The organism is Roseobacter sp. (genome assembly GCF_039970775.1).
In the GTDB taxonomy this organism is placed as follows: domain Bacteria; phylum Pseudomonadota; class Alphaproteobacteria; order Rhodobacterales; family Rhodobacteraceae; genus Roseobacter.
The window spans coordinates 1-21,234 of the sequence record NZ_JBDVLG010000008.1; the positions used below are offsets into that span (position 1 = coordinate 1).

The 21,234-nt window shown below is 56.6% G+C and carries 19 protein-coding genes and 1 pseudogene; 5 read left to right on the forward strand and 15 right to left on the reverse strand.

The genetic code is table 11. The annotated features are described in order from the left end of the window. Positions 1–141: 141 nt before the first annotated feature. The 8 genes and pseudogenes from ABJH13_RS01280 to ABJH13_RS01315 all read right to left on the reverse strand — a co-directional run. Positions 142–316, reverse strand: a pseudogene (locus tag ABJH13_RS01280) (IS3 family transposase); the annotation flags it as partial. 119 nt (positions 317–435) lie between these two features. Then, positions 436–1,299: an acetylglutamate kinase gene (gene argB, locus ABJH13_RS01285; RefSeq protein ID WP_348404403.1), complete on the reverse strand. Its 864-nt coding sequence runs from the start codon at positions 1,297–1,299 to the stop codon at positions 436–438. Positions 1,300–1,357: 58 nt separating this feature from the next. After that, positions 1,358–2,011: a ribosome biogenesis GTP-binding protein YihA/YsxC gene (gene yihA / locus ABJH13_RS01290; protein WP_348404404.1), complete on the reverse strand. Its 654-nt coding sequence runs from the start codon at positions 2,009–2,011 to the stop codon at positions 1,358–1,360. After that, a complete protein-coding gene (locus ABJH13_RS01295) occupies positions 2,008–2,241 on the reverse strand; it encodes a hypothetical protein (RefSeq protein WP_348404405.1) in 234 nt (77 codons plus the stop codon). Before ABJH13_RS01295 ends, yihA begins: the two co-directional genes overlap by 4 nt. Next, positions 2,238–4,061 carry a membrane protein insertase YidC gene (yidC, locus tag ABJH13_RS01300; protein ID WP_348404406.1) on the reverse strand — a complete coding sequence of 608 codons (1,824 nt, stop codon included), beginning with the start codon at positions 4,059–4,061 and terminating at the stop codon, positions 2,238–2,240. The genes ABJH13_RS01295 and yidC overlap by 4 nt, the downstream gene beginning before the upstream one ends. A 151-nt stretch (positions 4,062–4,212) precedes the next feature. Next, positions 4,213–5,757, reverse strand: a complete 1,545-nt coding sequence (locus tag ABJH13_RS01305; RefSeq protein WP_348404407.1) for a GGDEF domain-containing phosphodiesterase — start codon at positions 5,755–5,757, stop codon at positions 4,213–4,215. Positions 5,758–6,031: 274 nt separating this feature from the next. After that, complete coding sequence (locus ABJH13_RS01310) at positions 6,032–8,221, reverse strand: NADP-dependent isocitrate dehydrogenase (protein ID WP_348404408.1); 2,190 nt, start codon at positions 8,219–8,221, stop codon at positions 6,032–6,034. Between the two features lie 114 nt (positions 8,222–8,335). Further along, positions 8,336–9,283, reverse strand: a complete 948-nt coding sequence (locus ABJH13_RS01315; RefSeq protein WP_348404409.1) for a LysR substrate-binding domain-containing protein — start codon at positions 9,281–9,283, stop codon at positions 8,336–8,338. A gap of 104 nt (positions 9,284–9,387) precedes the next feature. On the opposite strand from ABJH13_RS01315, the gene katG reads away from it, so the two are divergent. After that, the gene (gene katG, locus ABJH13_RS01320; protein WP_348404410.1) at positions 9,388–11,571 is read left to right on the forward strand and encodes a catalase/peroxidase HPI; all 2,184 of its coding nucleotides are present in this window, start codon (positions 9,388–9,390) and stop codon (positions 11,569–11,571) included. Positions 11,572–11,663: 92 nt separating this feature from the next. Here the strand turns inward: katG and ABJH13_RS01325 are convergent, their stop codons facing one another. Further along, positions 11,664–12,539, reverse strand: coding sequence for a 3-hydroxybutyryl-CoA dehydrogenase (locus tag ABJH13_RS01325; RefSeq protein ID WP_348404411.1), 876 nt, complete (start codon positions 12,537–12,539; stop codon positions 11,664–11,666). Positions 12,540–12,695: 156 nt separating this feature from the next. On the opposite strand from ABJH13_RS01325, the gene ABJH13_RS01330 reads away from it, so the two are divergent. Beyond that, entirely contained in the window at positions 12,696–13,532 is an 837-nt protein-coding gene (locus ABJH13_RS01330; RefSeq protein ID WP_348404412.1) for a DUF6473 family protein, read from the forward strand. Between the two features lie 52 nt (positions 13,533–13,584). On the opposite strand, the gene ABJH13_RS01335 is transcribed toward ABJH13_RS01330, so the two are convergent. From ABJH13_RS01335 to ABJH13_RS01360, 6 genes are all read right to left on the reverse strand, one after another. Further along, the gene (locus ABJH13_RS01335; protein WP_348404413.1) at positions 13,585–14,511 is read right to left on the reverse strand and encodes an FAD-binding protein; all 927 of its coding nucleotides are present in this window, start codon (positions 14,509–14,511) and stop codon (positions 13,585–13,587) included. Beyond that, positions 14,511–15,269 carry an electron transfer flavoprotein subunit beta/FixA family protein gene (locus ABJH13_RS01340; RefSeq protein ID WP_348404414.1) on the reverse strand — a complete coding sequence of 253 codons (759 nt, stop codon included), beginning with the start codon at positions 15,267–15,269 and terminating at the stop codon, positions 14,511–14,513. Before ABJH13_RS01340 ends, ABJH13_RS01335 begins: the two co-directional genes overlap by 1 nt. Before the next feature lie 161 nt (positions 15,270–15,430). Further along, a complete protein-coding gene (locus ABJH13_RS01345) occupies positions 15,431–16,003 on the reverse strand; it encodes a cob(I)yrinic acid a,c-diamide adenosyltransferase (RefSeq protein ID WP_348404415.1) in 573 nt (190 codons plus the stop codon). 3 nt (positions 16,004–16,006) lie between these two features. Beyond that, positions 16,007–16,213 carry a twin transmembrane helix small protein gene (locus ABJH13_RS01350; RefSeq protein WP_348404416.1) on the reverse strand — a complete coding sequence of 69 codons (207 nt, stop codon included), beginning with the start codon at positions 16,211–16,213 and terminating at the stop codon, positions 16,007–16,009. A 74-nt stretch (positions 16,214–16,287) separates the two neighbouring features. Beyond that, the gene (locus ABJH13_RS01355) at positions 16,288–17,115 is read right to left on the reverse strand and encodes an SDR family NAD(P)-dependent oxidoreductase (protein WP_348404417.1); all 828 of its coding nucleotides are present in this window, start codon (positions 17,113–17,115) and stop codon (positions 16,288–16,290) included. Between the two features lie 32 nt (positions 17,116–17,147). Next, the gene (locus ABJH13_RS01360) at positions 17,148–17,729 is read right to left on the reverse strand and encodes an SH3 domain-containing protein (protein ID WP_348404418.1); all 582 of its coding nucleotides are present in this window, start codon (positions 17,727–17,729) and stop codon (positions 17,148–17,150) included. A gap of 202 nt (positions 17,730–17,931) precedes the next feature. On the opposite strand from ABJH13_RS01360, the gene ABJH13_RS01365 reads away from it, so the two are divergent. The 3 genes from ABJH13_RS01365 to ABJH13_RS01375 all read left to right on the forward strand — a co-directional run. Continuing rightward, positions 17,932–20,235: a DNA topoisomerase IV subunit A gene (locus tag ABJH13_RS01365; RefSeq protein WP_348404419.1), complete on the forward strand. Its 2,304-nt coding sequence runs from the start codon at positions 17,932–17,934 to the stop codon at positions 20,233–20,235. Positions 20,236–20,379: 144 nt separating this feature from the next. Next, positions 20,380–20,985, forward strand: coding sequence for a hypothetical protein (locus ABJH13_RS01370; RefSeq protein ID WP_348404420.1), 606 nt, complete (start codon positions 20,380–20,382; stop codon positions 20,983–20,985). A gap of 109 nt (positions 20,986–21,094) precedes the next feature. Further along, a partial coding sequence (locus ABJH13_RS01375; protein WP_348404421.1) for a GTP-binding protein occupies positions 21,095–21,234 on the forward strand: 140 nt, incomplete at its 3' end.

The following is a 21,234-nucleotide window of genomic DNA, read 5'->3' on the forward strand; positions in this document are numbered from 1 at the left end:
CAAGATCAGGCAACGGAATGGCTCTGGACTTACAACAACGAGCGACCCAACATGGGCATTGGCGGGATGACACCCGCTATGAAACTGAAAACAGCTGCGTAAATTCTACGGCTGGGCCCCACTAAAAATGGGGGGATTACCCTTCGACCATTTGTAGTAGATCCCCTGCGAGATGCCCTCACGGCGGCACAGCTCGGCAATGCTATCTTCCCCACGCAATCTTCTCTTCTGATGAATAATGTTTGCGGCTGGCCCGTTTGATATCTCTGACGATCTTCTCGCTAGGGCTTTTGCGTGTTCCAGTTGTCTGTCTCATGTCCCACTCCTCAGTGGTTATGATGAGCCAACAACTCTCTCTTATCAATTTGCGCTATTTGGACCCATAAGCGCTGACGTCAGACACTGAGGCAGTTTAAAATTGTCGACTGGGTGATGCTAATCCGCGCGAATGATGGACCCGGCGCCATGTTCTGTGAACAGCTCTAGCAGGCAGGCATTGGGTGCGCGCCCGTCCAAAATGACCGCAGCGCGGACACCGCCATCAATGGCGGCCAGCGCGGTTTCGGTTTTGGGGATCATACCGCCTGCGATTGTTCCAACCGTGGTCATTTCGCGGATCTGGCCCGCGCTCAGGTCTGTGACGACGTTGCCGTCGGCGTCTTTCACGCCTGCGACATCGGTCAATAGCAACAGCCTGTCGGCCTTCAGCGCGGCCGCGATGGCCCCTGCGGCGGTGTCACCGTTGATGTTGAACGTCTCGCCGTTTTCGCCCGTGCCCAAGGGCGCAATCACGGGGATATATTCCTGTTCGGTCAGATCCCGCAAAAGCCGCGGGTTAACCTCTTTGGGGGTGCCGACAAACCCCAACTCTGGGTCGGTGGGTGTGCATGTGATCAGCCGCGCGTCCTTGCCCGACAACCCAACTGCGCAGCCACCTTGCCGGTTGATCGCCTGAACAATGCGCTTGTTGACCAGACCGGCCAACACCATCTCCACCACTTCCATGGTGGCAGCGTCGGTGACACGCTTGCCGTCCTTGAATTCTGATTTGATCTGCAATTTGTCCAGCATCGCGTTGATCATCGGGCCACCGCCGTGCACCACAACCGGGTTCACGCCGACCTGCCGCATCAACACGACATCGCGCGCGAATTCATCCATCGCCTCGTCGCTGCCCATGGCGTGACCGCCAAGTTTGATCACCACCGTCGCATTCGCATAGCGCTGCAAATAGGGCAGGGCCTTGTTCAACGTGCTTGCCGTTGCAATCCAGTCGCGGTTCATATCTTGGGTCTTCATCGTTGCACCATCTGAGACGCGGTTATGGGGCCGGCCGTACGTAGGCGCAAGGGGCGCACTATTCCAGAGTCGCGATAATGGCGCGCAGGGTGGGAATGCCCCACCCCTTTTCGCTGGAGGTGACGACGATTTCTGGGTAGGCGGCTGGGTGTTTGGCCAAAGCCGCGCGCACCTGATCAAGGATCTGCGCGCGCTCTTTTTCTTTGACCTTGTCGGCCTTCGTCAGAACGACCTGAAACGTCACCGCGGCACTGTCGAGCAGGCTTAGGATCTCTTCGTCGACCTTTTTGGCGCCATGGCGCGCGTCAATCAGCACAAACGCACGGCGCAGGGTTTGGCGGCCCGACAGATATTGCTTTAGCAAGCGTTGCCATTTTTCAACGACCGGCAGGGGCGCGTTGGCAAAACCGTAGCCCGGGAGGTCGACCAAATAATGGGACTCTGCCGCCGTAAAAAAGTTAATCTCTTGCGTGCGGCCGGGGGTGTTTGATGCACGTGCCAACCCCTTGCGGCCGGTCAGCGCGTTGATCAAAGACGATTTGCCCACGTTCGACCGACCTGCAAAGCAGACTTCCAGACGGTCGGGGTCAGGCAGGCCTGACATGGCCACCACGCCTTTGACGAACTCGGTTTCGCCCGCAAACAGCAGGCGGCCGGTTTCTTGGTCCTGAGAGGACGGCTCTTCTGCGATGGGGAAAGGAAGGTTGTTCATTGAAATGTGTCGCCGATACTGGTGGTGCCCGCAGTGTGCACTTTGAAAGAGACGTCGAAATGACGCGTGCGCACCGCGATATCACATGCGCTTGCCTTGGGATACGTGGCTATGGCCCAGATGCGACCCCCGGCCACAGTTTGGCCGGGGGTCGCATCTGCTGTTTCCACAGCGTTGTTGCCCAAACCCTTGCGCGGGTGGCGCCGGATATGAGCAAGCGGTGCCGTCACTTTTTTGCATCCTTGGCGGACTTTTTCCTGAAACTGCCTTTGATGTTGCCAAAGACGTCAGGGGTGTAACCTTGGCTGCGCATAATCAGATATTGCTGCGTGAAGGTGATCGTGTTGTTGGCGATCCAATATACCACCAAGCCGCTTGCGAAACTGCCCAGCATGAACATGAAGACCCATGGCATCCAAGCGAAAATCATTTGTTGGGTCGGGTCCGTGGGTGCTGGGTTCAGTTTTTGCTGTAACCACATGGAGACGCCCAAGAGCAGGGGCAAGATGCCGATAAAGATCAACGCGAGCATTGATCCGGGTTCAGGTGCATCGACCGGCAGCAGCCCAAAGAGGTTCATCAATGTTGTTGGATCAGGTGCGCTAAGGTCTTGGAACGGGCCAAAGAAAGCCGCATGCCGAAGTTCGATGGTGACGAAGATAACCTTGTAAAGCGAGAAGAAGATCGGGATTTGCATAAGGATAGGCAGACACCCCGCGGCAGGGTTCACCCGTTCGCGTTTGTAGAGTTCCATCATGCCTTGCTGCATCTTTTGACGGTCGTCGCCTGCGTCTTCCTTGAGCTTTTCCATCTGCGGCTGAAGCTCTTTCATCTTGGCCATGGAAACGTAAGATTTGTAGGCCAAAGGAAACAGGATCGCCTTGATGATCAGGGTGAGACCGATAATTGCCCAACCCATATTGCCGATGAGTTTGTTGATTTCGTGTAGCAACCAAAAGATAGGTTTGGTCAGGAAAAAGAACCAGCCCCAGTCAATGCTATCGATGAATTTTGGCACGCCCGATTGTTCATATGAACGCAAGGTGGCCCATTCTTTTGCGCCCGCAAACAACTGTGTGGTGACCTCAATGGTCGCGCCGGCGTCTACGGATTGTGTAGGCATGCGGGTGATTGCGCGGTACACATCTGCGCGCGCATCATATGTCAGGGCCTGATCGTAGGGCATGTCTGACTGTGGGATCAAAATTGCCTGCCAAAAGTGATCGGTAAAGCCGATCCATCCTGCTGTGATATCTTCGCTGACAATGGCTTGGCGACCCCATTTCGCATTTACGTCGGCTTCTGCGATGGCGTCCCAGTCGTTCTCTGACAGTTCGTCATCTGCCATGGCAACCGCGCCTTCGTGCAGGATGAAGAAGTTTTCGAGGTCGTCGGGTTCGGTGTGTTGAACAACCATACTGAAGGGCGCCAGGTTGACTGTGCTGTTGCCCGTATTGGTGACGGACTGTGTCATGTTGAACATGTACCCGTCATCAACCGACATGCTGCGCGTGAAGACCAGCCCAGCGCCGTTGTCCCACCGCAGTGTCACGGGGGTATCTGTGGATAGGGTGTCGCCCTGCACCAATGTCCATGCTGTGTCGGGGCCTGGGACCGCCGAAGGGGCCAGCCCTGCGGCGCCGGCCCATCCCTGTAACGCGTAATAGGCGTCAATATCGCCCTGTGGGGACAAAAGCGTGACGATTGGCGCATCATCGTCGTTGGTGGTGCGGTAATCTTTGAGTTTCAGGTCGTCGATGCGACCGCCGATGAGAGATACGGAGCCAGTCAGGCGATCTGTCTCAATGGCGATCCGTGGCGCGTTGGCAATCGCGGTGCTTGGCGCCAATGCGGTGGGGTTAAGCGGTGCGGTTCCGTCAACCGCCGTAGCGGCGGGTATAGTCGGATCGCCCGCATTTGTTGCTTGCGCCGTCTCGGTGGTTTCAAGCGGCAATTCGGCTTCCGGAGGTGGGAACAGAATGAACCACGTTAGTATCACTAGGAAACTGAGTACTGTTGCAAGAATGAGGTTCTTGTTCTGATCGTCCATCGGGGACAGCCACCTGATTTATTTGATATCAGCGTGGGTTCAACAGAGTGCAGAGGCAAAGGTCAAGTGGAATCGGGGGATCGCTTGATTTGCCGCAGCGAAAGGAGGCACGTTTGGGGCTTTCAATCGCGGATTATGGTTGGGGGTTTCTTCAGCCTGTCCGGTTTCCGATAATTTTAGGGACATCTTGCAGCTTTGAGTTGTGGTTTGCCATCCACTGCAAGGTTTCCTCAAACGGCATTGGTTTGCCGATGCCAAAGCCCTGAACGTGATTGCACCCGAGTTGGGCTAGCAAAGCATGCTCACCGACTGTTTCGATACCTTCTGCCAAGGTTTCGACGCCCAGCCGTTCGGCGATCGTGAGAATGGCGCTTATCATGCGTTGTTGTTCTGGATCACGATCCGCCTTCATGACAAAGGATCGGTCAATTTTGATGCGGCTGACGGAAAAGCGGCGAATCGATGAAATGGATGCGTGACCCGTACCAAAATCATCCAGATCAATGCGGCAGCCAAGCTCGCCTAATCCGTTGATGTTTCTTGTGATAATGTCGTCTGGCGCACGTGCAACGACGGTTTCTAACACTTCGACGGCTAGTCGTTGGGGGCTGAGATCGAATCGATCTAGCTCCCACTTCACTTTGTCGATTAAACGTGGGTTTTTAAGTTCTGGGCCCGCGAAGTTGACGCCGACCTGAGGCACGACGACGCCGGCATCATCCCAGGCCTTTAACGCCGTGAACGCTTGAGACATCATGACCTCTGCGAGACGTTCGAGCATATCGGCTTGCTCAATCGCGGGTAAAAAATCGGCTGGCGAAATCATGCCGCGCGCAGGATGATCCCAACGTGCCAAGGCTTCGAAACCAGTTACAAGGCCCGTGTCTGTCGAGATTTGTGGTTGAAACCATGGCTTGATGTGACCGTTCTCCAACGCGTTTGCGACCTCCTGCCGCAGTTCTGCGCGCGCCTCGGTTTTGCGTTTCATTTCACTGGAATAGGCCCGGATGGCATTTGGCCCGTTTGCACGCGCCTCTCGGAGGGCGGTGCGGGCGGCTTCAACCCACGCGCGAGGTGATTTGTCCTTCACATGCTGGTGCTGGCAAAAGCCGACCGAACTTGTGAGGTAAATTGAGGTCCCGTCAATCGAAATCGGCTCCTCCAGAGCGGCTTGCAGGCGGCCAGCCAGTTGTATGCAGAGCTCTAAATCTAACTGTTTCACAGGCTGCAGGCATGCGGTGAAATTGTAGTCACCCGTCTTTGCAACGGCGTCCGTGGCGCGCAAGGCACCAAAAATGCGCTCTCCGGCCCGGCAGGTAATAGCGTCTGCGGCAGCCTGCCCAAACCTGTCCGCGAATTGGTCCGCCTCGTCGAGTTCAATTGTGAAAAGGGCGGTATGCAGCGATGTTCCACGCACCTTTTTGAAGTTGTCCGCGACTTTGGCTTCGAATATCCGCCGTTCGAGCAATCCGCTTTCGAGCGCACCCAAGGGCTTTGCTCCCCACGAACGGGTTCCTGCGGTGAGCAAATAAACAAAGGGCACAGCGACAGCGAGGGCGATCAACGCAAGATCTCCACCGATCCGAAATGCACCGAGCGACACGGCAGGGAGGCAAATCAATACCGCAGGGCGGTTCAATATTCTGGCGATCCAGGACCGTCCGCGCGCAATCTTCTTCCCAACGGCCCCAGCCATAACCCTTACCTCTCCACAAAAACGCAAAACACACGTCTTGGGCAAATCTAGCCTAAGGCAATGACTTGGGCGTTAATGACCAAGGCGTAAATGTGGTGGGATTGTCTAAAAATGTTGCCAATACGCCGCCGCTAGGTGCGATTTTATAGGGTGTCGGAAGGCAAATTTATATAACGTTTATAAGGTATTCTGCCGTCTATGATGCGAAAATCCGGCGGGTGGTTCCCTGCCGTGCACCAGTCCAGATGCACGGCAGGATTTTGAAATAGGTCGCTTAACTAAGAACTCTGTTTAGCGTTTGCGATGGGCGCATCACAGCCGCCGTTTTGACCGCATTCGTGCGATAATACCCGCCAAGATCGGCCGCGGGCCCTTGCACGGCCGCAAGCTCGGCCAGGATTTCCGTCTCATGCGTCGCGAGAGCTTCGGCGATGGGCGCAAAATGCTCTGCAAGGGCTGCGTCATCTGTCTGTGCGGCCAAGGCGTCGGCCCAATACCGGGCAAACCAATAGTGGCTATCGCGGTTGTCAGGCTCTCCGACCTTGCGCGATGGCGAATGGCCGTTGTCGAGAATACCCTGCGTCGCGGTCTCAACGGTCGTGCCCAAGATGCGGGCCTTTTCGTTGCCTTTTGCATCTGCCAAAAAGATCAGACTTTCACCAAGCGCGCAGAATTCACCCAAACTGTCCCAACGCAGGTGGTTTTGCTCGTTCAACTGCTGGACGTGTTTCGGCGCGGACCCACCGGCACCTGTTTCAAACAGACCGCCACCATTCATAAGCTTAACAATCGACAGCATTTTTGCCGATGTCGCTAATTCGAGAATCGGGAAGAGATCCGTTAGGTAATCCCGCAGTACGTTGCCGGAAACGGCGATGGTGTTTTCGCCTTTGGTAATCGTTTCGAGCGAGGCGCGGGTGGCTTCGCGTGGCGCCATGATCTGGAACTTGTCGGCCACGCCTTGGGTGGCCAGGATCGGGTTCACATACGCGATGAGCTCTGCGTCATGCGCGCGGCTTGCATCCAACCAAAAGATCGCCTGACACCCTTCGGCTTTTTGGCGCGATATCGCCAGATTTACCCAGTCTTCAATAGGTGCTTTGCGCGTCGACGCGGACCGCCAGATATCGCCCGCTTCGACGGTGTGCTCATGCAAAACCGTGCCATCATCAAGGATCATCTTGATGGTGCCCGCTTCAGCGATTTCGAACGTGGTGGGGTGCGAGCCATATTCTTCGGCTTTTTGCGCCATCAGGCCGATATTTTGTACTGTCCCTGCCGTAGCCGGGTTCAGTTTGCCGTTTTCTTTGAAGAAATTAATCGTTTCGTCGTAGATCGGCGCATAGGAATTGTCGGGGATCACACAATTGGCGTCTGCTTCGCTGCCGTCTGGGCCCCAACCCTTACCGCCTGCGCGGATCAACGCGGGCATCGAGGCGTCGATTATCACGTCGGATGAAACGTGCAAGTTGGTCAGGCCCTTGTCGGAATCCACCATATACATCGGTGGTCGATCTGCCATGCAGGCGTCGATGTCGGCCAAGATCGCCGCGTTGTCTTTCACCCGCGCCAAAAGATCCCCGAGACCAGAGTTAGGATTGACCCCAAGCTCTGCCATCGCGGCGCCGTGTTTGTCGAAGACCGGCGCAAGGAACGCCTTGACCCCATGGCCAAAAATGATCGGGTCGGAGACTTTCATCATCGTTGCTTTTAGGTGCAGCGAAAACAATATGCCTTGTTCTTTAGTCTTTTCGATCTCGCCCGCGAGAAAGTCTTTCAACGCAGCGACGCTCATGTAGGTCGCGTCAACAACCGTGCCTGCGGGGTATTCGAGACCCCCTTTGAGAATCGTCTCGCCCGACGCCGTCTCGAGTACGATCTTGGCAACCGCGGCATTGGCAAGCGTGGCGGAGGCCTCGTTGGACACGAAATCATTGGCCGTCATGGAGGACACATGCGTTTTGCTGTCGGCTGTCCAGTCGCCCATGCGGTGCGGGTTTGCTTGGGCAAAGCTTTTCACGGCTTTCGCGGCGCGGCGGTCTGAATTGCCTTCGCGCAAAACCGGGTTTACGGCCGATCCTTTGATTGTATCGTACTTGGCGCGCACGGCCTTTTCAGCGTCGGTTGCAGGGGCTTCTGGATAGTCGGGAATTGCAAAACCTTGCGATTGCAGCTCTTTGATGGCGCTGACCAACTGCGGTACGGATGCCGAGACATTAGGCAGCTTAATGACATTTGCCTCAGCCGTCTTCACCAAGCGCCCCAATTCGGCGAGATCGTCCGGCTGACGTTGGTCTTCGCTTAGGTTTTCGGGGAATGTGGCCAGAATTCGGCCCGCCAGGCTGATGTCTTTTGTTCCAACACTGACACCTGCGGTGGCTGCGAATTTTTGGATGATCGGCAGCAACGAAGCAGAGGCAAGTTCCGGTGCCTCGTCAACTTTAGTATAGATGATATCGGTCATGAGATGCTCCCAATGGCTAAGGTTTTGGCCCTGATATCTGAAGCTTTGCCGAACGTCCACGGTATACCGTCGTATGCGGAATTGGGCCGCAGGTATCAGAAAGACGCGGCCTGACTATACCGTCTGCTTGTTGCGGGGGGATTTATCGGCAATCGGGGGTTGCGGATCGAGGCGGGCGCCCGCAGCGCGCCGGATGAGAGCGCCGATTTCCATCAATTCATCTTGCAACGGATTGGTCCGGCGCCAGATCATGCCGATTGTCCGTTTGGGCGGCGTGTCGGTGAACCGCGCAATCGAAACTTCGGTGGACCGGGTCTCGAACGCTTGCGCCATCTCGGGGATCAACGTGACCCCCATGCCCGCACCTACCATTTGCACCAATGTCGACAGCGAGCTGCCTTCCATGATCTGCCGCGCATTCACACCGGTAGAACTGCAAAACGACAACGCCTGATCGCGAAAACAATGGCCCTCTTCTAGTAACAGTAACTGCATTGTCGGAAGAACCGATGGGTTCGGGACAGGTTCGTCCGCATCGTGGGCGGGGCGCACCAGCAGGAATTCTTCGTCAAACAAGGCGAATTCGCGCAGTTCGGGGACAGAAACGGGCAGGGCGACGATAGCCACATCAAGCCGCGACGCCAAGATTTCATGCACCAGTGATTTGGTGATCGTTTCTTTTGGCTCCAGCACCAGATCGGGGAATTTGTGCCAAAGGGATTTGATGATCTGGGGCATCAAATACGGCGCTACGGTCGGAATGATTCCTATGCGCAAGCGGCCGGAAAACGGGCCCGCGCGTTTGCGGACCAAGGCATCAAGGTCTTCCACCTGTCGCAAAATCTCGCGGCCGCGCACGATGAGATCTTCGCCCAATGCGGTTAGCCGAACCTCGCGGGCGGTGCGTTCGACAAGTGCCCCGCCCATGATTTCCTCTAGGTCTTTGATCTGCAGGGACAACGCGGGTTGCGAGATCAGGCAGGCCTCAGCCGCGCGGCCAAAATGGCCATGCAACGCCAGCGCATCAAAATAGCGGAGGTGTTTTAACGTTAAAGATTTCATTTGTTTTTCTTATGGTGATTATTTGAATATTGTATTGGAACTTATTATCGAACTCGCCTAATTACCATCCGAACTTAGCGATGATCCGAGCAAGGAGAAAACTCATGGATGGCGATCACACCAATCACAAGGCCGGCGGCGGCTGCCCGGTTATGCACGGCGGCAACACCGGTGCAGACAATTCTGTAACAAAATGGTGGCCCGAGGCTCTGAACCTGGACATCCTGCACCAGCACGACACGCGTACCAACCCCATGGACGCAGACTACGATCACCACGCTGCTGTAAAGACGTTGGACTTCGAAGCCGTTAAGGCCGATGTCATTGCGCTGCTTACCGATAGCCAAGATTGGTGGCCTGCGGATTGGGGCCATTACGGTGGCTTGATGGCGCGTTTGGCGTGGCACTCTGCGGGGTCCTACCGTTTGGGCGATGGTCGCGGGGGCGGCGGGTCTGCAAACATCCGGTTTGCGCCACTGAACTCATGGCCGGATAACGCGAGCCTTGATAAAGCACGCCGCCTGTTATGGCCCATCAAAAGAAAATACGGTAACGCGCTGTCTTGGGCTGACTTGATCTTGTTGAGCGGTACCGCGGCCTACGAATCGATGGGTCTTAAGACGTTTGGGTTTGCCTTTGGTCGCCAAGATATCTGGGGCCCTGAAAAGGACGTCTATTGGGGTTCCGAGAGCGAATGGCTCGCACCATCCGAGCAACGTTACGGCGATCTCGAAGTGCCTGAGACCATGGAAAACCCGCTGGCCGCTGTGCACATGGGGCTGATCTATGTGAACCCAGAAGGCGTGAACGGCAATCTTGATCCGGCCAAAACGGCGCTGCATGTTCGCGAAACCTTTGCCCGTATGGCTATGAACGACGAGGAAACCGCAGCGCTGACATGCGGTGGTCACACAATCGGTAAAGCCCACGGTGGCGGCGATCATGCCAACATCGGCGCAGAGCCCGAAGGGTGCCCCGTTACGGGCCAAGGGCTGGGCTGGAGCAACCCTGGTTTGGACGCCAAGGCGACCAACGCGTTTACCTCGGGCATCGAGGGCGCGTGGACAAAAGAGCCGCTGAAATTCGACATGGGTTTCTTTGACTACCTCTTTGGATACGACTGGGAACCAACGACATCTGGCGCAGGTGCGCATCAGTACAAGCCTGTGAACATGCCCGAAGAAGAAATGCCGGTTGATCCGACAGATCCGACGGTACGCCGCATGCCGATGATGACCGATGCCGATATGGCGATGAAGGTTGACCCGATTTACAATGAAATCTGCCAGAAATTCATGGCGGATCCAGAGTATTTCAACGACGCATTCGCCCGTGCTTGGTTCAAACTGACGCACCGTGATATGGGCCCTGTTGCCAACTACCACGGTCCTTACGTGCCTCAAGAAGAGCTCGTATGGCAGGATCCGGTTCCCGCAGGGTCGACATCTTATGACGTTGAGGCCCTCAAGGCCAAGATCGCCGACAGTGGCCTGAGCGCCATCGAGATGATCAACACCGCATGGGACAGCGCACGGACCTACCGTGGGTCGGACAAACGCGGCGGCGCCAATGGGGCACGCATTCGTTTGGCGCCTCAGAAGGACTGGGCAGGCAACGAGCCTGCGCGTCTGGCAAAGGTGTTGGGTGTGCTTGAGCCCATCGCTGCTGATGCAGGTGCCTCGATTGCAGACGTTATCGTGCTGGCCGGTACTGTTGGTTTGGAGCAATCCATCCGTGCGGCAGGTTCTGAAGCGGTTGTGCCCTTCACGCCGGGTCGTGGCGATGCGTCAGATGCGCAAACCGATGTTGCAAGCTTCTCGGTGCTCGAGCCGCTGGCAGATGGGTTCCGCAACTGGCAGCTGAAAGACTACGCCGTGTCACCCGAAGCGATGATGTTGGACAAAGCGCAGCTTTTGGGCCTGACCGCATCTGAAATGACCGTACTGGTCGGCGGGATGCGCGTATTGGGTGCCAATTTCGGTGGCGATACCAAGGGTGTGTTTACCGACCGTGTTGGCCAGTTGACGCCAGACTTCTTTGTCAATCTGACGGACATGGACATGAGCTGGCACCCTGTCGAAGGCGGCACCTTTGAACTGCGTGACCGCGCAACGGGTGCCGTGAAATTCACAGCAACCAGCGCTGATCTGGTCTTTGGTTCAAACTCGATCCTGCGGGCCTACGCCGAAGTCTATGCGCAAGACGACAACAAAGAAAAGTTCATCCGCGACTTTATCGCGGCTTGGACCAAGGTCATGAACAACGACCGCTTTGATCTGTTGGCATAAAAAAGCGGGCTCGGGCGGTGTTGTACCGTCCGAGCCCACATACATGATACTGTTCCGCTATTGGCCCTTGGCCGCGGGGTTTTCCATACGCGTTAGCGTGTTGGGACCGGCGTTTCGCCACGATAATCATAAAATCCGCGTTGCGTTTTGCGCCCCAACCACCCGGCTTCGACATATTTTGTTAGCAAAGGGCACGGGCGATATTTCGTATCGGCAAGGCCATCATGCAGCACATTCATGATCGCCAAACAGGTGTCCAACCCGATGAAATCCGCCAGCTCTAGTGGGCCCATTGGATGGTTCGCGCCCAGTTTCATAGAACTGTCAATAGACTGCACGTTACCCACGCCTTCGTATAGGGTGTAGACGGCTTCGTTGATCATCGGCATCAGAATGCGGTTCACGATGAAGGCGGGGAAATCTTCGGCAGAGGCTGCGGTTTTGCCCAACCGGTCAACCACCGTCTTGCAGGAGTTATAGGTCGGCTCGTCAGTGGCAATGCCGCGGATCAATTCCACCAATTGCATGATGGGCACCGGGTTCATGAAGTGAAAACCCATGAATTTTTCAGGCCGGTCCGTGCGGCTGGCCAACCGTGTGATCGAGATAGAAGAGGTGTTTGACGTCAGAATCGTGTGCGGCTGAAGATGCGGCAGAAGGTCCGCAAAGATCGCCTGCTTAATCGTTTCACGTTCGGTCGCCGCCTCGATCACCAGATCGGTTTGACCAAGGTCGGGCAAAGCCGCCGTTGTTTTGATCCGGGCAAGGGCAGCGGCTTGATCATCTTGCGAAATTTTCCCGCGGCTGACCTGACGCGCCATATTTTTGCGCATTAGATCCATGGCGGCCGCGAGCGCATCTTCGCTGATGTCATTGAGCAGGACGTCATATCCCGCCAGCGACATCACATGCGCAATCCCGTTGCCCATCTGGCCTGCGCCCACAATCCCGATTGCTTTGATATCCATGGGTAGCCCCTTTCGATTTTTGGCACTCTAGGGCGCGAGACCGGGCGGCGGCAAGGCCAAGAGAGTGTTAAAATATCGATCAAATTGGCACTTTAAGGGAATTTAAGGGCGGAACGTGCACATTGGGTGTTGGGTGAGTTAAACAAGGTGGGCAATATGACCTATGATGCACTGGGGGCGGGGGCTCTCGATTATATGCCATGCAGGTACAGGGGGTCAAAACTCCTGTTTCGCGGGCCAGAACGACGGCTGGATGTGCCCTATGTTGCCTTTTTGGGCGGGACATCAACCTACGGAAAATTCATAAAAAACCCGTTTCCGGCGTTGGTCGAAAGCGGTTTGGGCCTGAATTGCGTCAACTTTGGCATCGCGAGCGCCGGGGTCGATGTGATGTTGCACGATCCGTTCCTCAAAGAGGCGTCTCGCAACGCTGAGGCCACCGTGATCCAGATTATCGGTGCCCAAAACCTATCGAATCGCTTTTACACGGTGCATCCACGTCGGAATGACCGGTTTGTGCGGGCTTCACCCTTACTGACGGCGATCTACCCAGAGGTCGATTTTGCAGAGTTCCATTTCAACCGGCATATGCTGAGCTGCCTATATAATGTCTCAAGCGACCGGTTCGAGGTTGTGCGTGACGAATTGCAAACGGCGTGGTTGGCGCGGATGAAACTGTTGCTCAAAAAGGTGGCAAACAAGGTTGTGCTCGTTTGGTTCGCGGATCATGCGCCGACGCCGCGCGCGTTGGATGCGGTAGATCCGGGGACGGCGCCATCCCCCTTATTTGTCACGTCTGAAATGATAGATGACTTGGCATCGCATGCAACCGATGTGGTGCAGGTTGTGGCCACCCCGGAAGCGATCGCAGCGGGAACAGAAGGTATGGTTTTCAGTCAGATGGAGGCGATGGCGGCGGCCGAATTGCTTGGGCCAAACGCACATGGAGAGCTTGCAAAAGCACTGGGGCCAATCTTGCACGACTTGGTGTAAAAACACCGCACTCAACGCGCGGTGTTTTCTAGTCATTTACGCGCGTGGGCGATCAGAGCTTTTCGATCAGCTCTGGCACCGCGGTGAAGAGATCTGCCACCAATCCGTAGTCAGCGACTTGGAAAATCGGCGCTTCTTCGTCTTTGTTGATGGCGACGATGATCTTGCTGTCTTTCATGCCGGCCAAATGCTGGATCGCACCGGAAATACCCACGGCGACATAAAGGTTCGGTGCGACGACCTTGCCCGTTTGACCAACCTGCCAATCATTGGGCGCGTATCCAGAATCGACCGCCGCCCGTGACGCACCAACTGCCGCCCCTAATTTGTCTGCAAGCGTCTCTATCAACGCAAAGTCATCCTCAGAGCCGACACCACGCCCGCCCGATACAACAACACCTGCCGATGTCAGTTCTGGGCGGTCGCTGGCTGCGACTTTATCCTCGACCCATTCGCTGAGGCCGGGGTTGTCTGCCGCTGATACCGTTTCGATCGGTGCCGCATTGCCGTCGCCCGCAGCATCAAACGTAGATGTCCGGAAGGTCACGACCTTTGTGGCATCCGCAGATTTCACCGTTTGCACCGCATTGCCCGCATAAATCGGGCGCTCGAACGTATCGGCATCCACAACGCTAGAGGCGTCCGAGATGATCATCACGTCCAGCAATGCAGCGACACGGGGCATCACGTTTTTCGAATCTGTCGTGGCGGGTGCGACGATATGATCGTAATCCCCGGCAAGCGACACGATCAGCGCAGCGGTCGATTCCGCAAGGCGGTGCGCCAAAGATGCGTCTTCGGCGACAAGCACTTTGCTGACACCATCGATTTTGGCGGCTGCTTCACCGGCAGCTGCTGCTGACCCTCCGGCGGCCAAAACGGTCACGTCACCCAACAACTTGGCGGCCGTTACGGCCTTGGATGTGGCATCCAGCGCCAATTCGCCATCGGTAACTTCTGCAAGGAGTAGAACAGCCATTACACAGCCCCCGCTTCTTTGAGTTTCGAGACAAGCTCGTCGACAGAGCCCACTTTGATCCCGGCGGCCCGTGTTTCGGGCTCGGTTGTCTTGACGACAGCCAGACGGGGCGTGACATCCACACCGTAATCTGCGGCTGTTTTCTCATCCAGCGGCTTTTTCTTGGCCTTCATGATGTTGGGCAAGGATGCATAGCGGGGCTCGTTCAGGCGCAGATCCACGGTGATCACCGTGGGCATTGCGACCTTGATGGTCTGCATGCCGCCGTCCACTTCGCGGCTGACCACGGCCCGGTCGCCTTCGATTGCGATTTCAGAGGCAAATGTCGCCTGTGACCACCCCATCAACGCGCTTAGCATCTGCCCTGTGGCGTTCATGTCATTGTCGATGGCTTGCTTGCCGCACAGCACAAGGCCGGGTTGCTCTTCATCAACGATTGCCTTGAGGATCTTCGCAACGCTCAACGGCTCGATGTCTTGGTGTACGTCATCCGCAGCGATCACCAAAATGGCACGGTCTGCGCCCATGGCCAATGCCGTGCGCAGGGTTTCCTGGCTTTGCTTGACGCCAATGGACACAACGACCACCTCATCCGCTTGCCCGGCTTCCTTTAAACGGATCGCCTGTTCGACGGAAATCTCGTCAAACGGGTTCATCGACATTTTCACATTGGCAAGATCAACGCCCGATCCGTCCGCTTTGACGCGCACCTTCACGTTATAGTCGATCACGCGTTTGACAGGTACCAGAACCTTCATTGGCGTCTCTCTCCTTGGATTTACGACTCGCATTTTGCGCAAGTCTTTTAGTCTACGTGTGGAGGTTTACCCACGCCGGGGCGCCTGAGACAATGTAAAATCGTCACACCACCCCCTACGCCCGACGAATTTAGGCCGAAGGCCCACCATAAAAGCCCCGGTCAGCGGTTCGCGCCGGGCACCCATAGCACGTCATCTTTGCCGTCATTGTTGGCCATGCGGGCGGCGACAAAAAACCAATCACTCAGACGGTTGAGGTATTTTACCGCTGCTGTGTTGATTGCCTCCATGGTCGCCAGTTCAACGCACAGACGTTCGGCGCGGCGCGATACGGTGCGGCACACGTGTAGATGCGCGGCCAATGCCGACCCACCCGGCAGGATAAAGCTGCGCAGCGGGTCCAGTTGCGCATTCATTGCATCGATTTCGGCTTCGAGACGCGCAACCTGTGCATCGATCATGCGCAGGGGGGGGTATTCGGCGTCGGCGTCTTGTTCCATGTCGGGGCGGCACAAATCCGCACCAAGGTCGAACAGGTCATTTTGAATGCGGCTGAGTGCGGTATCAACCGCGCCGTTGGCGGCCAGCCGTGCGACCCCCACAAACGAGTTCAATTCATCCGAGGTGCCATAGGCGGTCACCCGGACCGCGTGTTTGGCGACGCGCGCGCCATTGCCAAGAGCGGTTTCGCCCGCGTCGCCGGTTTTTGTGTAGATTTTGTTGAGGACAACCACGGGTTACTGCCCCCCGCCTTGTCGCAAAAACACATAGATCGCGATCAAAGTAACCGCGACGAATTGCGCAGCAAGCCGGTAGCGCATCAATTTGTTAGAGTTCTTTTTGTTGAACTCGCCGCCCCCGGCAAAGCCGCCAAGCCCCAGCATCAAGACCACAACAACCGCCAGACAGGCCAGAATGATCAGCACAAATAACGGGTCACCCACGGTATGTTCCTTTTTCCTATTCTGGGCACATGTAGGGGTTTAGGCGCAAAAAGCGAATGGGTTTTGTGTATTTATCAGCGCGACAACACCCAATCGAGGGTGCGCGTGGGCAAGATGCGGCGCAAGAGCCCCATCAGGTGGGTCGGCGCCGTGACGTAATAGCGCGCCTGCGGGCGTCTTGCTTCGCAGGCCGGTATCAGTTTTTCCAACACGGCGACGGCAGGCAGTTCAAATAAATCGGGGCCCCGATCTTCGTAAAGGCGTTTGTTTAGCGAGGCTTCGTATTGGGCGCGTCTGGGCGAGTCGCGCCAATTCACCCAGCGTTCGAAATGCGGTATCGAATTTTGCCGGATCTTCGACGTGACGGGGCCGGGTTCAATCAACACCACGTGGATCGGCGTATCGCGCATTTCGATCCTGAGCGTGTCGGTCAAACCTTCCAGCGCGAATTTCGTGGCGGTATAAGCCCCGCGCCAAGGCAATGCGACAAATCCCAACACCGACGAACATTGAATAACCCGCCCGTGCCCTTGGGCGCGCATGACCGGCAGCACGGCGCGCGTCAGGTGGTGCCAGCCAAAGAAGTTCGCTTCAAAAATGGCACGCAGCGCGTCAGTTGGTAGATCTTCGACCGCGCCGGGGGCGCCGTGCGCGCCATTGTTAAACAGAGCATCCAATGTGCCGCCCGTTGCGGCCAACACCTCTGCCAGCGCGGCATCAATTGTCGCGGTGTCGGTGTAATCCAGCAGGGGACTTTCGAACCCTTGATGTTGCAAGCGCGCGCAATCTTGGGCGCTACGGCAGGCCGCAAACACACGCCAACCACGGGCGCGCAGACCCACCGCCGCCGTGTAACCAATGCCGGATGAACATCCGGTAATCAGGATTGTTTTTTGCGTCATGGCGTATCTTCCTGCTGCCTGAGGGACCTTACTTAGCTAGGGTTCAGCAGGAATTCGGCAATCCAACCGTCGGGGCCGCCATCGACGGGGCGCAGTTTGACCCAGCCGCTGCCGTCGTCCTGTAGGACTTCGACTTGGGTGTTGCGTTCCAGCTGGGCGACGACGTCAAACGTGGTGCCGGGGCCGCCGCGCATGTTGACGGTGTCGCCGGAAATTGACCGAAGATCTCGGTTTTGACCCACCGCATCCGAAGACGCACGGGTGGTGTTGCCTGCGAAAATAAGGCTGGGCAATACGACGTCATTGGGGGTGGTGGCAAATGTCACCTTGGTGACGGGCGAAACCTCGGGTGTGGTGTTTTCTGTCACGTCGGGCGTGGCGTCTGCGGCCAACACATCGCCCAGCGAGGTCAGGTTCAACGACATGCGCGTCGCAATTCCCGCATCATCAGGCAGCGCGGCGTGCGTAGTGTGTTGGTCTGGCGCGGCCAGAACGCCACCACGGGCCAAAACGACGGCATTGCGCGATGCCTCGGCGTCAAAATCTGTCCCACCACTTAATTCGTAAAACGCCAGCGCCAAAAACGCAAAACTCACTAAAATGAATCGCTTCATACCCACACTTTCGCTACCATCTGACGAGCTTACCACATCTCCCCACGGGTGTGGGGCATAGCAATGGATATTTAGTTTGATGAGTGGGAAAATGCAGCACGTTGCGTCATTCGTGATGTGTTGCACCACTGACACGCATCGCGTGGTGGCATTGTGTCATATCGCGCTTGTTCGATGCGCCGCCGGAGGCTAGACAGCTGTAATGGCCGACGAACTCGATACCCCTGAAGCACCTTCTGCTGATCTGTCCGAACCTTTGCGTCGGGCGCTTGGCGATCGCTATCTGACCTATGCGCTCAGCACGATCATGCACCGTGCCCTGCCGGATGCGCGCGATGGGTTAAAGCCTGTGCACCGCCGGATCCTTTATGCGATGCGCGAACTGCGGCTGAGCTCTTCGGGTGGGTTTCGGAAATCGGCCAAGATTTCGGGCGACGTGATGGGCAACTATCACCCCCACGGCGATGCCGCGATTTATGATGCGATGGCGCGTTTGGCGCAGGATTTCAACGTGCGCTATCCGCTGGTCGATGGGCAGGGCAATTTTGGCAATATTGACGGCGATAACCCCGCCGCCAGCCGATACACCGAAGCCCGTATGACCGCCGTGGCCGAAGCATTGCTGGACGGATTAAACGAAAACGCCGTTGATTTCCGCGAAAATTACGACGGCACATTGACCGAACCTGCGGTGTTGCCCGCACAGTTTCCCAACCTGTTGGCCAATGGGTCCAGCGGGATCGCGGTTGGTATGGCGACGAACATTCCACCCCATAATGTCGCGGAATTGTGTGATGCTTGCATCCACTTGATCAAAACCCCTGATACGCGCGACGACACGTTGCTAAATTACGTGCCCGGCCCCGATTTTCCGACGGGTGGCGTGCTGGTGGAGCCTGCCGATAACATCGCGACGGCCTACCGGACGGGGCGCGGGTCGTTCCGGTTGCGGTGCAAATGGGAGGTCGAAGATCTTGGGCGCGGTCAATGGCAGATCGTCGTTACCGAGATCCCGTATCAGGTCCAGAAATCCAAGCTGATCGAAAAGATCGCAGAACTGATCCAGACCAAAAAGATCCCGATACTGGCGGATGTGCGCGACGAATCTGCCGAAGACGTGCGCATGATCATCGAGCCACGGTCGCGGTCGGTCGACGCAGATGTGTTGATGGGCATGTTGTTCCGAACCTGCGACCTTGAGGTGCGGTTTTCGTTGAACATGAATGTGCTGATCGATGGGGTCACGCCTAAGGTTTGTTCGATGAAGGAGGTGCTGCGCGCCTTTCTTGATCACCGCCAAGAGGTCTTACAGCGCCGGTCGCAGCACCGGTTGGAAAAGATCGACCACCGTCTTGAGGTGCTCGAAGGGTTCATTATTGCGTTCCTCAATCTGGACCGGGTGATCGATATTATCCGGTACGATGACGACCCCAAAGGGGCGTTGATGCGCGAGGATTGGGGCAAATCCCATGTGCGCGCGATGGACGAGGCCGACTACGTATCGCCGCCCGCAGGGACGGGCGAGCTAAGCGAGGTGCAAGCCGAGGCCATTCTCAACATGCGGCTGCGGTCCTTGCGGCGCTTGGAAGAGATGGAGCTGCTACGCGAGCAAACCGCGTTGATGGAAGAGCGCGCAGGTTTGGAAGACCTGCTGGAAAACCACGCATTGCAGTGGGACAGCATCACCGCACAGCTTCGCGAGACCAAGAAACAGTTTGGCAAAGACTATGCCGGTGGCGCGCGACGCACGCTGATCCAAGAGGCCGCCGAGATCGAAGACGTGCCCATTGAGGCAATGATCGACCGGGAGCCTATCACGGTTGTCTGTTCGCAGATGGGCTGGGTGCGGGCGATGACCGGCCACATAGATCTGACGCGCGAGCTGAAATTTAAAGATGGGGATGGACCACGGTTTATTTTCCACGCCGAAACCACAGACCGGCTGTTGGTGTTTGGGTCGAACGGGCGGTTCTACACCGTGTCGGCGTCTAACCTGCCCGGCGGGCGCGGTATGGGCGAGCCGCTGCGTTTGATGGTCGATCTGCCCAACGAGGCAGAGATTGTGACGATTCTGACCCACCAACCGGGGCGCAAATTGCTTGTGGCTTCCTCGGCGGGCGACGGATTTGTGGTGCCGGAAGACGACGTTTTGGCGCAAACCCGAACCGGGAAACAGGTGCTTAATGTGCGCGGCGAAAACCGTGCGTTGGTGTGCAAACCTGTGACGGGGGATAGCGTCGCGGTTGTGGGCGAAAACCGGAAGGTGTTGGTTTTTGGCCGGGACGAGTTGCCCGAGATGGGCAGAGGCAAGGGCGTTCGGTTGCAAAAGTACAAGGACGGTGCGCTGTCGGATGCGACGACATTCACGTCTGCAGATGGGTTGAGTTGGCAAGATCCGGCAGGTCGGACGCGGACAGAAACAGATCTGTCGGAATGGTCGGGAAAGCGGGCCAGCGCGGGCCGTATGGCGCCACGTGGCTTTCCGCGGGACAATAAATTCAACTAAAATAAGCCACTGCAATATGTAGGTGGCACTGGTTTTTATAGCGCGGCTACATCGGCGGTTCCCCCCGGACGTCTCTGGGGTACATTGCGTGCATCCAAGGCTTGCGCTAGTCATATCAATAACAAAAAACGATGGGATGCAGGTATGATTAGGCGAATTGTGATGCTTTTGGCGGGTTTGGCGCTGACGGCCTGTACCGGGGCGCAAGATCTGGATGCGCCGATTGTTCCGTTGGGGAATTTCAGTCTAGCCCACAATATTGTTGTTGCCCCAAAGGCGCAGACGGTTGCGGCAGGCCGTGAGGTTCCGAAAGAGCAGCTAACAGAGGCACTGCAATCGGCCATTGCAGAGCGATTCGACCGATACGATGGCGCGAAAGATTATCATTTTGGGGTCAGTATCGAAGGGTATTTGCTGGCGCGGCGGGGGATTCCTATCTTGTTTTCCCCGAAATCTGCGTTGATCATTCGGTTAACGGTTTGGGATGATGCAAAAGGCAAAAAGCTGAATGCTGAACCCGAACAATTTACCGTTTTGGAAGCCCTCAACGGCGAGAGTATCGTGGGCACCGGGTGGAGCCAATCGGCGGATGCGCAGCTTGAAAACCTGTCACGCAACGCGGCACAGGTCATTGAAAACTATCTGGTCCAGAAAAATGCAGAAAATGGGTGGTTTGAAGATCAGGCAAGGCCCGGCGATGCTGCGGCAGCGACTGTGACCAAAGAGAACCTAACCGCTGCGAATGAATAGCCAAAGGTGCAGGTCGTGCTTGATTTTCCGGCGACTACGCACTAAACGGCGCGCCATATGAAGGTTGGGTCGCGTATGACCCCATGCAAATAAAAGGGCGCCCGCTACCATGGCAAAGGCAAAGTTTGAACGTACGAAACCGCACGTAAACATCGGCACGATTGGTCACGTTGACCACGGGAAGACGACGTTGACGGCTGCGATCACGAAATATTTTGGTGATTTTCAGGCGTATGACCAGATTGATGG

Bases quoted from the DNA above. Each gene is read 5' to 3' on its own strand.
- yihA (WP_348404404.1), bottom strand. From the start codon at position 2,011: ATGAACAACCTTCCTTTCCCCATCGCAGAAGAGCCGTCCTCTCAGGAC.
- ABJH13_RS01330 (WP_348404412.1), top strand. From the start codon at position 12,696: ATGACCTATGATGCACTGGGGGCGGGGGCTCTCGATTATATGCCATGC.
- ABJH13_RS01355 (WP_348404417.1), bottom strand. From the start codon at position 17,115: ATGACGCAAAAAACAATCCTGATTACCGGATGTTCATCCGGCATTGGT.
- ABJH13_RS01360 (WP_348404418.1), bottom strand. From the start codon at position 17,729: ATGAAGCGATTCATTTTAGTGAGTTTTGCGTTTTTGGCGCTGGCGTTT.
- ABJH13_RS01305 (WP_348404407.1), bottom strand. From the start codon at position 5,757: ATGGCTGGGGCCGTTGGGAAGAAGATTGCGCGCGGACGGTCCTGGATC.
- ABJH13_RS01335 (WP_348404413.1), bottom strand. From the start codon at position 14,511: ATGGCTGTTCTACTCCTTGCAGAAGTTACCGATGGCGAATTGGCGCTG.
- ABJH13_RS01325 (WP_348404411.1), bottom strand. From the start codon at position 12,539: ATGGATATCAAAGCAATCGGGATTGTGGGCGCAGGCCAGATGGGCAAC.
- ABJH13_RS01365 (WP_348404419.1), top strand. From the start codon at position 17,932: ATGGCCGACGAACTCGATACCCCTGAAGCACCTTCTGCTGATCTGTCC.
- ABJH13_RS01310 (WP_348404408.1), bottom strand. From the start codon at position 8,221: ATGACCGATATCATCTATACTAAAGTTGACGAGGCACCGGAACTTGCC.
- yidC (WP_348404406.1), bottom strand. From the start codon at position 4,061: ATGGACGATCAGAACAAGAACCTCATTCTTGCAACAGTACTCAGTTTC.
- ABJH13_RS01315 (WP_348404409.1), bottom strand. From the start codon at position 9,283: ATGAAATCTTTAACGTTAAAACACCTCCGCTATTTTGATGCGCTGGCG.
- argB (WP_348404403.1), bottom strand. From the start codon at position 1,299: ATGAAGACCCAAGATATGAACCGCGACTGGATTGCAACGGCAAGCACG.
- ABJH13_RS01340 (WP_348404414.1), bottom strand. From the start codon at position 15,269: ATGAAGGTTCTGGTACCTGTCAAACGCGTGATCGACTATAACGTGAAG.
- ABJH13_RS01370 (WP_348404420.1), top strand. From the start codon at position 20,380: ATGATTAGGCGAATTGTGATGCTTTTGGCGGGTTTGGCGCTGACGGCC.
- katG (WP_348404410.1), top strand. From the start codon at position 9,388: ATGGATGGCGATCACACCAATCACAAGGCCGGCGGCGGCTGCCCGGTT.